Source organism: Sphingobacterium sp. UBA7253, assembly GCF_002472745.1.
Taxonomy (GTDB): Bacteria; Bacteroidota; Bacteroidia; order Sphingobacteriales; family Sphingobacteriaceae; genus Sphingobacterium; species Sphingobacterium siyangense.
On record NZ_DKSP01000134.1, the window covers coordinates 1 to 12,888 of the forward strand.

Genomic DNA, 12,888 nt, shown 5'->3' on the forward strand with positions numbered 1-12,888 from the left:
TTCACTAATTCGCGGTCGATAAGAGATAAAATCTGACTAAAAACCTTTAACTTTATCCTGGCGGTGGGTTATAATTTTGCAATTTAAATATAGCAACTTTGCTATATCCAAACACCGCCACTTTTTAAACGTTTAGGACGCAAGTGATAATAATTAAACCTATATCTATTATAAGACAAGGTATTTAAGTAAGAGGTTGTTTGAACATTACTTGTATTTAAAAAATCGCTCAGGTAAATAGATACCGATAAATTCCCAAACGACTTTCTAGCTCCAAGATCAAAAAGGGTAAGATTTCTGAAATTTTCTTGCGAAATAGTTTTTGAATTGCTGACAAACTTCAGTGTAGAATAAACAAACATGTACTTTCAGCAATCATAATTCAGATTCAGGATGGAGTTGAAATTAAAATTGCGTATATCATTATTGTTACCCGCCACCTTTGCCTCATAATCGTAAAGGTTAAAGGTAGCAGAGAGTACGATATCGAGTTTCTTTTTAAAGGCACTGTTTCTGGTAGAGGCCGTAGCATACCACCTTTCATAGGAACCATAATTGATATAGGTGCTTCTCTGGAGGATTTTATCTTCCTCCGGTATCTGCACTATAAATTTGGCAAAAGCATCAGTAGCTTTGTTATACCCCAGGGAAAAAATATGTCTTGCTTTATTCGAGTACATCAGTTCAACATTATTACGCAGGGAAGGAAGCAGGAACGGATCATTTTCGGTGTAATAGTTTTCATTCTGATAGATCCTTCCGGGAAACAGCATTTCCATAGAGGGCCTTTGTATCTTCCTTGAAGCTGCACCAGAAAGCACATTATTTTTATTTATGGTATAAACCGCCGAAACAGATGGGAAGAGCTTTAAATAAGTTGTTTCCAGCGTCTCGAAACTCAATTTTTCCCGTGTACGGTACTGGGTATTCTCAGCTCTAATGCCTAGATTCATATTGAACCGCTTTCCAATATTTGTATTCAACGTACCATAAGCGGCGAGATAAGTTTCTTTGTAATCGTATGCTAAATTCACAGAACCTTGTCCGCTCCCGTATATCTCATAAAAGGGATTGCTGTTAAGCTTGGAATAGCTGTGCATGCCTCCCAGAGAAAGGCGGCTTTGCTTGCCGAACTTATGGATATAATCCAACTTCTCCGAAATATTAAAGAAGTCCTGGGGTATACGGTTATTCGATACTTGTGGCTCCATGCCAACGCCTACAGTACTGATGCGGTCCTTGTTCTTTTTCTCAAATTGATTATAGTCGATATTGAATACTAAAATCCGATTCCCCGAATTGTCGAACTTGTGCTGAATAAAGACATTCCCAAAATTATAAAAGTATTTGTCATCAGATCTGATCTCGTTTTCCGTATTCCTATCCGAAGAGGAAAAGATCGTCCTGGAATTACTGTTCGCATCCCCGTTAACAGTTGAAACGAATCCATTAAAGCTTAGAAGCGTTCGTTTTGAAAGATCATAATCTGTGCCGATGCCGCCGCCTATGACCATATATTTCCGGTGATATTCGATTGTACTGGTTGATTGATCAGGAGCATTGCCAATCTCATATTCAGTATCCCTCCTATTATAACTTCGATTGAGAAAAGGCGAAATTCGCAGCGCGAAATTCCGTCTGCGATAGTTTAATGCTCCATTAAAAACAGTTGTATTGTCAGGTCCTTGCTCGGTACTTAGATTGGCCATACCGAAAAGCCCTTCGAAAGACATGCGCTTCAGATTGATATTAATGATTCCGCCTAATGTATTGGCACTATACTCACTTCCAGGATTGGTAATGATCTCGATACTCTCCAAATTTTCTGCCGGGTTGGATCTGAGTTCAGCGAGGATCATTTCTTTTGGCAGGTCTGTTTTCCTGTTATTAATATAAATTGTGGTTCCTTCTTTTCCTATAATGCTAAAGGATTCGTCCTTTTGGTTAAAATCTATTAAGGGGGCATTTTTGACCGCATCGAGCGCAGAGCTTCCTTTAATAAATCGTCTACTAGGGGTAAATACAAATCTATCAGCCAGGTGCTCAACTCTATGCTGATCTTTGTCAATATTGACAGTATCGATCGAGGTATAGTTATCAACTTTTAAAATATGCAGGCCCTTATCCTGCACAGTGAGTGTATCGGAGACATTGCCCATGTAAGAAGCCGCTATAAATTTATAGGAAGGCAACATGCCAAACGCAAAGCTGCCAGTAGAGTCTGAGTTTATGATTTTCAGCTTCTCTTTTGAAACAGAAAAGATAGTAACGGTCGAATAAGGCAGCCTGTTGTTCGCATGATCGACAGTCTGTCCTTTGATTACCTGACTGAAAGCTTGATTGTTACTAAAAAAAAATAGTGATGGTATTGATACTAAAATTATGGCACTGAAATTCATTTGCTCTTTCGCTATATCTCTCTAAATGGTTAGTGATGCTATTAATTAAAACAAAAAAGTAAGCACCCTCTAAGTAAGGAATAATCCTTATGATTATCAAGTAAAATTAAAAATTACTTTAATAGAAAGTAATCCTAAAGATCTATTCAAGAGATACCTAAACTGATTAATAGCCCATATTCTGTTTGGAAGTACTTGGTTCAGCCATCATACTTAATTTTCGGGAAAGAGTTGGGTACAGCATAAACACCGGATATCAGCGCATAAACCCATGATACCCCCATCTTGCAGCCTTATAGTAGGGTTCATCGTTCAGTATGGCATTACTCCTGACAATATAACGGGTATAATGTTCATGGAAGCCTGATGGGATAATCGACAATAGTAAATTCAAAATAAGCAAGGAGCTACTCTATTGTACTTTTCAAGACATCCCAGTCTGAATAATTTTTTTCTTTATACGGAAACACGAAAACATTATATCAACCTGAAAATCACACAATTGTCTTAAACCTCTATTTACCACAGTCAAATCCCTAACATTTAAAATGCCTAATACCCATAAATGCTTACCGGTACAAAATTACAGGTCCCATTCGGTGACCAACCTGATGAAGGTGGCGAAAATAAGCCATGATGGCGCTTATAGGAAATTAATCCTGATCCCAGCGGGATCACAAAGAAAAGCTATTAGGATTCGAAAGAAAGGTTGGCCGGGTTTACTCTAAATTTGGAAATGGTAATCGGTAATCAATCGCCATCATTTTTCCATTGATTTCCACTGCTTGCTTTTCCTCCATTGATAGATAGTATCTTTTGAACTCCTCGAAATCTTTTTTGTCAATATAAACGCTATACATTGTATTTTCATCGTCACCTCGTTTAACTGTTGTAGTAGAATTTAAATCAGGAAACCCGGAAAGCCAAGGTCGCTTATTAGGCGCATATGCATAATCCCAAAATATTACTTCAATTTTGTTTGGCAACCATTCTTTTGCAGACTTACTCTTATATTTTTTGATGTTGTCGTAAACAGCCAAGAATTGTTTAGGTGTCGCTTTTCTGTCTTCGCCTTTTGTTCCAATATTGCCATATACACGAATCATTTTAATTGAGTCAATGTTCAAAATTAACTCATTTGATGGCTGATCCGTCCAAGAGCTCACTTCAATGTATTCGGGTAATTTGTACATGCTGTCTGCAATGTTTAATGACTTAATTACATATTCTAATTCGGATTTTCCCAATGTTACTTCATAGATTTTCAACTGCTTATTTTCAATTTTCTTATAAATGATTTGTCCATTTTCATAAAGTGCAAATGAAGGAATGTCAGAACCCATAACCATTGCCCAAGGGTTTGTCTCTGTGAGCACAATCAATGGCTTCCCATAGGTACTGTCAAATTGTTGTCCCTGAACAACAATTGAAAAAAAGATGAGTATTAAAAAAAGTGTGCTTTGTTTCATTCTTTTTGCAATTAACGTTAAATTAGCATTGTCTTAAGGATTATCTCCTAATTGTTTTTGTCCTTATCAATTTATGAATAGTTTCGGGGGAAATAACCGGTAATACCCGAATATAAGTAATTCAATTTCTAAATCTATTCCCCCGATTAAAAATCACTATTTTCATTGATTTTTTAACAGATCTAATTTGATAGTTTTGTTATGCACATTAAATAGCACAACGGATGAAAAATTTTGTTTTACTACTTTTAACCTTCTTAAGTATACCTACTCATGCCCAAGATAAATTAGCTTCAACGGATTTGGTGTATCCTGATTTAATTCCGACACTCATGCAGAACAGCTTATTTGGCTACTGTGACAAATCACTAAACGTTAAAATAAAGGCACTTTTTGAAAAAGCAGAACTATTCGAAGCTGATTACAATTTCCAACTTTTCCATGTAAATAATCCCGAGATCATTAAATATGGAACAGAAGACTATGCTTGGGTACTATTCAATGGCGAACGCTACCGTATCGATAAAAAGGGAACACGAGTATATAAATACAATGCCGCCGATTTTAAAACAGGTGAAACAACAATTTATCTGTACAAAAATTCAACTGTTTATTATAGCGACAGCATAGATCAAAACACACTCTTTCAACATATCAAAGACAACCAGAGCGGAAAACAAATATTTCCGGAAGAGCAATCCATTCAGGAATTTCGCATAAAAAATAAGGCGTTGATTGAGGAAGGAGTTAAATTGATTTTCCGCCCCAAAAGAAAAGAAATACCTTACGTAGATTTTACCAGTGAGCACACTTTGTTGAAGGGAATAAAAAATAGTGAGACCAATCAAATCATTGTAAAAGCAAAGTATGCAAATATTGAGGAGCTTTATAATAATCCATTACGTGAACAGCAGTATCCGCTGTTTATTGGCTATCGCGGTGACCTCGACAAGGAAATATATGTCGGTCTGAATGGAACCGAGTACTCCATCAAAGACTAGTGTAAAAATCTTTAGTTTCCAAGTTACAATCTGGTAAAGTACAATTGAAGCGATCATTTCACTAACTTTGTTAAATAGATAGATCGGTCATTTACAAAACAGTTACCTATTGATGATAGAAAAACTCCTCTTCGAAATGAATACTTATGCTGCGCTTAGCCCAGCTACGACAGAAATTTTGAAAACTATCTTTCAGGTGAAGCAGTTCAAAAAAAATGAACATATTCTACGTGCTGGAGAATATGCTAAGTACTATTATTTTATATGCAAAGGATTATTAGGTTATTATAAATCAAACGCTGATGGCAATATTATCTACAAAATGTTTTTTGAAGAAAATAGCTTTTGTGCTTCCACCGCCGCCATCATTGAAGAAACACCGAGCACCTTCAACATCATTGCGCTCGAAGATGTGGAGTTAATTCAATATTCAGCCAAGGCTTTCCGTGAGCTTGTCCGCACAAAGCATGATTTGGCGCTCTTTCAGATAGCCTACCTGGAAAAGAATTGGGTGGTCAAAAAAGAACCACTTGAAATCGAGCTCAAGTGGGAATCTGCAAAGGAACGTTATCTTGAACTTCATAAGAATCAGGTGCTTTTCAAACGCCTCAAGCAGCGTCATATCGCCTCCTATCTTGGTGTAACTCCCACGCAATTAAGTCGCATCCGTAAGGAATTAAAAGAATAATTCCATCAACATGTGTATACGTTTTTAAAGATTATACTGTTGAATTTTGCCTTATAGAGACAAAATTTTAAGCTATGAAAACAGTATGCACACTCCTATTTTCTGCCCTTAGCCTACCACTGGCTGCACAAAAAGTCGTTAAGACAAAAATCCATAGTGCCAAAATGGACAAAAACATTGAAACCATTATAATTACGCCCGACATGCAAGACGGGATCAATTATAAAACAGTTTATATTCTCCATGGTTATAGCGGCACCCCCACCCGTACCGTACAAGAAAACATTCCGGACTTAATCCAAAAAGCAAAAACATTTCAGACGATCTATGTACTACCAGATGGAAATTTCAATTCTTGGTACGTAGATAGTCCTATCGATCCACATGCACAATACACCACTTTTATAGGAAATGAACTAGTAAGTTACATCGATCATCACTACCCGACGCAACAAAACCGAAATGCGCGCGGAATACTGGGCTGGAGCATGGGTGGCTACGGAGCATTGCACATCGGCATAGCCTATCCACAAACATTTTCGATCGTCGGAAGTTCATGCGGTGCTCTTGATTTCGACCGCTTCGGACAAGCTTACCTGCAATATCAGGTAGACAAGGTATTGGGCGACTATAAAAATCTGAACGATGTAGACCGCATCTACAGCAACGAAGATAAAATGAAGCACAATAAACAACGCTATATCCTCGATTGTGGAACTGAAGACCTGCAAATGCTGGAAATGAACCGTACATTCCACAAGCATCTGACCGACAAAAATATCGAGCATCTTTACATCGAATCAAAAGGAGGACACGATACTGCTTATTGGAGCAAATCACTATCACAACAGTTGGCTTTATTTCAAAACTACTTTCAACATGAAGGACTATAAATCGACACTCTATGTTGCTGCAGGCGCATGTAGTTATGGACTGCTCGCAACAATTGTGAAATATGCAAACCATTTAGGGATACACACAAGTTTGTTGACCTTTCTGCAGTTTATGTTTGGTTTTCTCTTTTTGTTGTCCTTTAATCTGTTGTCAAAGCGTAATGCAGACGAACATAACACCATCAAATTTTCATCAAAAATTAAACTGATGGTCTGGGGCATTTCCCTTGGTCTAACAACAACACTTTACTATCTTTCCATCCAATATATCCCCGTATCCGCTGGAATTATTTTACTGATGCAATCCATTTGGATAAGTTTGGTTGCAGAAGCAGTCCTGTTGAAAAAGTTTCCGTCAAAAGGCAAGATAACAGGAGTTACTATTGTTTTGCTCGGAACGACCTTAGCAACCAATCTCTTCCAAAACAATAATAATCTTGATTACAAAGGAATAATACTGGGTTTCGGAGCGGGAATAAGTTATGCGTTGGCAATTTATGCTTCAAGCACAGTGGAAAAAGACTTACCGAGTCCAGTACGTAGCCAATTCTTGGTCTTAGGCGGACTGCTGCTCATCGTAGCATTTTGGAACATTGATATTATTCGGTATATGCAACCTAATGCATTGCCCTGGGGATTATTGATTGCCATTTTTGGAACTATTCTTCCCCCCTTACTATTTACAAAAGGAATCCCAAAAACCGGAATAGCGATGGGAAATATTATTTCAAGTCTGGAGATCCCTGTTTCAACCTTATCTGCCATGTTGGTTCTACAGGAAGTTGTTTCAGGGTTCCAATGGTTTGGCATACTCCTGATTTTAATGGCTGTCATTATAATTAATGTTGGTAAGCCGTAGTAGTCAACCAATGATTAAATCTATTATATTGCCATAAGATCAGTCCCCATACTGGAACTATAGTTGCAGCCATGTGGAGCATTTCAAATATATTGGATGCTCCGCCTGCTTGGATCAGAAAGAACGAAAACAATAGGCTAATAGCGGCGGGCAATAAAACAAAGGATAGTGCCCGTGCAAGCCTACTGGTTCTGAATTGCTTATTTAGATTTAGAAAAATAGATATCGTACCAATCGCAATACAGAGTGCCACGAATGAAAGCAACAATTCTGTAAAAAAGGGCATGTAGCAACGTGCTCTTTTTGCAGCCTCATTATTTGCCTGAAGTATGGCTGTAAGGACAAAGGTCGTCAATACACTAAACCCTATAATTCGCAGGAAAATAAAACTTAGCTTCCTTTTCATCAGCACACTATTTTAAAATAAATAAAACCGCGAATAGGCCTGAACTTCTCGCTCCCTCCTATTTTCCTTTAATACATTTCGACCAGTTCCTGCGGAGAGCAGCAATCCCAAAACTGATTTCAACGCCGACCTTTTACAAGTTACAGCTGATAAATCCCTTTAACCATCAAGCTTTAAGTAAAAACAATAATCTTCTTTAAAGATGCGAATTAATCCGTTAAGATAAATGCCAAAGCAATATTGGACGTGGTATTGACGATATTGGTCGGTTGGAGCTTAATATTTGTCGACGTGCTGCACCTAATTATTTTTTTACTTTTTTTACTAAGGTTTATCCTCCCTGTTACGTATCTATCTAAAATTATATACCATGAGATTGACTGATGATATCAAACAACTAATCATAAAGTATATCGGCGACAACTTAACGTCCGATGAAAAGACCGATTTAAAGTTATGGTTGGATGAATCAGCAGAACATCGTGTTTTTTTTGAAGACCTCCTGGATAACCATGATTTGATAAACGACTTGAATCAATGGAGCGAGCTTCAGGCTTCAGATACAATGGATTGGAACGAAAGGTTAAAAGCAAAGACCCTAGAAACTATTCGGACCTCTGCCGTTAAACCATCTCCTATCAGAAATATAAAACACCTGCTTCCCTACGCAGCAGCTTTAATAAGCATAATCTTAGGAGGTTTGATGTATTTCATGGTTAGAAAACAAGTTGCACCGGTCAGTAATCGAATCGTCTTAAATGACGTAGAAGCACAGAGCAACCAGGCAGAAATACGGCTTTCGAACGGCAAAGTGCTCCAGGTATCGAGTCAGAAAGGAGCCTTGGTTTCAGGAGAAAATTTAACCTACGAAGACGGTACTATCCTTCAAAACGCCTCTTTAAAAGGAGATCTGATGGCCACGGTCAACACCCCTGCTGGCACGATGCTGCAACTCCAACTGGAAGATGGATCGGAGATTACGCTCAATGCAAAAACAACACTTAAATACCCGCTTCGTTTTGCAAAAAACAAACGTGTTGTTGAAGTGGACGGTGAAGCCTATTTTAAAATTGCAAAAAATAAAAAGGTACCCTTCCATGTTCTTTCCAACGGGCAACAAATTGAAGTCACGGGCACTGAATTCAACGTAAATACCTATTCAAAATCCCAAAGTAGTACAACGCTTATAGAGGGGAGTATCAATCTATCGGCGCAAGGGCAAACGTTACAGCTCAAGCCCAATCAGCAAGCGCTCTTAGCTTCGGGTCAACTATCTAAAAAAGTGGTCGATCCCGCTAATTACATCGCATGGCTCGACAATAAATTCTATTTTAATGAAACGGACCTCCATACTGCTCTACAACTGATCGGCCAATGGTATGACCTGCAAATCATCTACACGCAACCGATAAAAGAAACACTTTTATATGGCGAAATTAAACGCACGAAAAGTCTCGCGGCAGTCCTAAAGATCCTGGAGCGTAGCCATATTAAATTTGACTTGATCCAAGAAAATGGAGTTCGTAAACTCTTTGTTTCAAACTAACCAATTATCCATGAAATAACCCAAAAACAACAATTATGAGAAAACCAACCTAACGAGACCAAACGAGATACTAAAAAAGCCGACCAATGCTACGAACATTAATCGGCCATAATAGCGATCTCCATTTTTGACCGATTTACCCAATCAGTTTAATAATAGATTATATCCCTAATTCAACAAATTTATGAATTTTAATTTTCTTGTTCATAGAAATCGAATTGCTGTGAACATACCCAAGCAATGGAAGACCAAAATGAAGCTTAGTGCCTTTTTTACCCTTGCATGTGTTGTTAAGCTGTCTGCAGCTAGCTACGCACAATCAATTACTATTAACGCCAAAAAAATGTCTTTGGTGCAGGTATTACGTACCATCCAAAAACAGAGTGGCGTCCCCTTTCTGTTGAATGGTAAAGAACTTGCCGACATTAAAATTGAGGCGCAGGTTCGTAATATGCCTTTAGAAAAAGCCATACAGCTTCTCTTAAAAGACCAACCTGTCGATTGGAGTTTTCAGGACAATATGCTTGTCGTAACGAAGTTAAAAACAAATTATCCGACTTATGAGCTTCCAAATAACTACACGTTAGTACAACAAACCCGCACATTCAAAGGAAATGTTCACGATAGCAAAGGAACAATGCTTCAGGGCGCGACGATTATAATAAAAGGTTCGACAAGGGCAACCACGACAGATGAAAGTGGTAACTTTCAGATCGAAGCAAATAATAATGCCGTACTCGTGATTAAAATGATCGGCTACCAAACCAAAGAAATCCCATTATCCAACCAGCTTTACCTGAATATTGAACTTAGCCAACAGGTCGATGCTTTGGAAGAAGTCGTCGTCGTAGGCTACGGTACGACAAAAAAGAAAGAATTAATCGGTTCGGTTTCCCAAGTTGATGGGAAACAACTAGCCAAACGCTCCGTTCCCCAGCTTGCGCAAGCCCTCACAGGTCAAATGCCCGGTGTGACCGTCATACAGCGATCTGGTCAGCCTGGTGCAGCAAACAATACCATACAGATCCGTGGTGTGGGTTCGTTCGGTGCAAGTACCGACGCGCTTATTTTAGTCGACGGTATACCCACCAATTCCTTCAATGATATCGATCCAAATGATGTTGCATCTATCTCGGTACTGAAAGACGCTTCCTCCGCTGCGATATATGGAGCTAGAGCCGCCAACGGTGTTATTCTGGTTACAACAAAAACCGGGGCAACAGGTGGAAAATTAACGGTCAATTACAATGGCTATTACGGTATCCAGAAACCAACAGCGTTCCCCGAATTTGTAAACTCTTGGGAGTACGCTTCCTTGCTCAATGAAACCACAAGTGGCGGCGGAGGCTACACCGCAGAGGAGATCCAAAAATTTAAAGATGGCTCGGATCCCGATAACTACCCAAATAGGAATTACTTGACCAGTTCATTCAAGTCCCAAGCGGCGCAAACAGGCCACAACTTAAATATATCCAATACCACAGATAAAATACAATACACCTTATCTGCGGGCTTTCTCAATCAAAAAGGTATTGTCATCAAAAACAATTTTGACAAATACAATGTCCGCCTCAATCTCATATCAAACCTCAATGACAAGCTCAAATTAACGACGCGGGTAGCAGCAATTCAGACCGAAACAGACGAACCCGCAGCACCGGCAACGCTTGACTTCTCCAGCATGACGGATATCATTTCTCAGGTGATTCGCTATCCCGCCATATACCCGATCCGCCTGAGCAACGGCGACTGGGGCGCAGGGAATAACCTGAAGGGGACACCTGTATCTTTCCTGGAGAGCGAATCTTTCTACAAAGAAAAAGTATCCAATATCTCCGGAAACGCAAGACTCGACTGGAAACCGATTTCAGATCTGACCTTGTCCGCTATTGGGGGCTATACGCAGACGAATGGCCGCACAAAACTTTTTAGAGCATCACAACGGATCAACAATTCCATTACGCTCGGACCTTCTAGCCTCAATCAAACTGCTCCTTATGAAACGTATAAAACGTTTCAGGCCTTAGCAGACTATAATAAAACGATCGGGGAACATTCCCTGAAAATATTGGGCGGTTATTCTTTCGAGAAAGGCTACAGCGAAGGTTTAAGCGCTTACCGCCAGAATTTTCCCAGCAATGATCTTACCGAGTTAAATGTAGGTTCACCAGATGGACAACAAAATACTGGTACAGCTACTGAGTGGGCATTGGAATCGTTATTTGCACGCATACAATATAACTATGCCAAGAAATACCTGGTCGAAGGTGTTGTTCGATACGATGGATCTTCCCGTTTTCCAACCGATAAAAAGTATGCCACTTTTCCTTCAATTGCAGTAGGTTGGCTACTGAGTGAAGAATCGTTTATAAAGGACCACTATAGCTGGATAGACGAATTGAAAATCAAAGGATCTTATGGAGTTCTCGGTAACCAAAATATTGTCAATAATGTCCAACAGCGCGTTGTCTCTAACTACCCATACCAGGATGTTTTAAATCCTGGTTACAATTACCCCTTTGGAAACACTATTTCTCCAGGGGTCGCCCGAACAACAATTGTTGACCCTATGCTACGCTGGGAATCGACCCGAACGGCAGATGCGGGCGTAGAAGTGGCTTTATTTAAAAATTTACTGACCTTCAGCAGTACCTATTATAACCGATATACTTACGATATTTTGGTGAGCCCAGGTTCTAGTGTTTCCAAAATTTTGGGTTTTGAAGTAGGTGTACAAAATTCTGGAAAACTTCGAAATACAGGATGGGAATTTACACTAGGGCATCAAAAAAAATTAAATGATTTTTCTTACAACGTAAATCTGAACTTCTCTACGGTCAAAAATAGGGTCGTCGATTTGGGTGTCGGCAATATCAATCAACCGAATGGCTTAGTGGGAAATGGTTCAACCCTATTTATCGGTTACCCGATTCAAGCCTACTACGGCTACCAGGCCGATGGCTTGTTTATTGATGCAGCCGATATTGCAAGCTATACCAATCAAACCAGCATCAACCCCAAACCGCAACCAGGCGATATCCGCTACAAGGACATCAGTGGCCCCGACGGTGTACCTGATGGAAAAGTAGACGCTACGTACGACCGAACTGTAATTGGATCACGCATCCCCAAATACACCTACGGGATGAATATCGGAATGAACTACAAAGGGTTTGACTTAGGAATACTTCTTCAAGGTGTAAGCGGTGTCAAAGGCTTATTGGACAATTATGCTGGATTTGCGTTGACACAAAACGGCAATATCCAACGCTGGCAAGCTGATGGCAGATGGACTGCAGCCAATCCCGATCGAAATGCCATATACCCAAGAATTGAACAATTGCCGAATACTGGCACACCAAATACCCTGCTATCGGACTACTGGTTACTGGACGCAAGCTATCTGCGGCTCAAGAACATCCAATTGGGTTATACCATTCCTAAGCACATCCTTAACAAATGGAAATTGTCGGGTCTAAGGGTTTACGCAAATGCCGAAAACCTATTCACGAAAAGCAACTATAGAAAAGGATGGGATCCCGAAATCAATTCAAGCGGAGCCTACTACCCTATTATGCGCAATTTTACATTTGGGGTTAACCTTAGTTTTTAACCAATCGATAAAAA

9 protein-coding genes are annotated in these 12,888 nt (G+C 39.4%); 6 read left to right on the forward strand and 3 right to left on the reverse strand.

What is annotated here, in order from left to right; all coding sequences use genetic code 11:
• Nucleotides 1-368 precede the first annotated feature (368 nt).
• Both B2X72_RS13715 and B2X72_RS13720 read right to left on the reverse strand, forming a co-directional pair.
• Entirely contained in the window at nucleotides 369-2,399 is a 2,031-nt protein-coding gene (locus tag B2X72_RS13715; protein WP_286849971.1) for an outer membrane beta-barrel family protein, read from the reverse strand.
• A 719-nt stretch (nucleotides 2,400-3,118) separates the two neighbouring features.
• Nucleotides 3,119-3,742: a hypothetical protein gene (locus B2X72_RS13720; RefSeq protein ID WP_286849974.1), complete on the reverse strand. Its 624-nt coding sequence runs from the start codon at nucleotides 3,740-3,742 to the stop codon at nucleotides 3,119-3,121.
• Nucleotides 3,743-4,092: 350 nt separating this feature from the next.
• Between B2X72_RS13720 and B2X72_RS13725 the strand changes: the two genes are divergently transcribed.
• The 4 genes from B2X72_RS13725 to B2X72_RS13740 all read left to right on the forward strand — a co-directional run bounded on the left by B2X72_RS13725 (nucleotide 4,093) and on the right by B2X72_RS13740 (nucleotide 7,309).
• Nucleotides 4,093-4,869, forward strand: a complete 777-nt coding sequence (locus tag B2X72_RS13725) for a hypothetical protein (protein ID WP_088161087.1) — start codon at nucleotides 4,093-4,095, stop codon at nucleotides 4,867-4,869.
• A 112-nt stretch (nucleotides 4,870-4,981) separates the two neighbouring features.
• A complete protein-coding gene (locus B2X72_RS13730; protein ID WP_167512257.1) occupies nucleotides 4,982-5,557 on the forward strand; it encodes a Crp/Fnr family transcriptional regulator in 576 nt (191 codons plus the stop codon).
• Nucleotides 5,558-5,631: 74 nt separating this feature from the next.
• Complete coding sequence (locus tag B2X72_RS13735) at nucleotides 5,632-6,450, forward strand: alpha/beta hydrolase (RefSeq protein ID WP_286849977.1); 819 nt, start codon at nucleotides 5,632-5,634, stop codon at nucleotides 6,448-6,450.
• The gene (locus B2X72_RS13740) at nucleotides 6,437-7,309 is read left to right on the forward strand and encodes an EamA family transporter (protein ID WP_088161085.1); all 873 of its coding nucleotides are present in this window, start codon (nucleotides 6,437-6,439) and stop codon (nucleotides 7,307-7,309) included. Before B2X72_RS13735 ends, B2X72_RS13740 begins: the two co-directional genes overlap by 14 nt.
• On the opposite strand, the gene B2X72_RS13745 is transcribed toward B2X72_RS13740, so the two are convergent.
• Nucleotides 7,290-7,715: a hypothetical protein gene (locus B2X72_RS13745; RefSeq protein WP_088161084.1), complete on the reverse strand. Its 426-nt coding sequence runs from the start codon at nucleotides 7,713-7,715 to the stop codon at nucleotides 7,290-7,292. The genes B2X72_RS13740 and B2X72_RS13745 overlap by 20 nt on opposite strands.
• 370 nt (nucleotides 7,716-8,085) lie before the next feature.
• Here B2X72_RS13745 and B2X72_RS13750 point away from each other — a divergent pair, with 370 nt between their 5' ends.
• Together B2X72_RS13750 and B2X72_RS13755 are read left to right on the forward strand one after the other, a co-directional pair.
• Nucleotides 8,086-9,261 (forward strand): FecR family protein, encoded by a 1,176-nt coding sequence (locus B2X72_RS13750; RefSeq protein WP_088161083.1) that lies wholly within the window; start codon nucleotides 8,086-8,088, stop codon nucleotides 9,259-9,261.
• A 184-nt stretch (nucleotides 9,262-9,445) separates the two neighbouring features.
• On the forward strand, nucleotides 9,446-12,874 hold the full coding sequence (locus tag B2X72_RS13755; protein ID WP_145327449.1) for a SusC/RagA family TonB-linked outer membrane protein: 3,429 nt from the start codon (nucleotides 9,446-9,448) through the stop codon (nucleotides 12,872-12,874).
• Nucleotides 12,875-12,888: the final 14 nt, after the last annotated feature.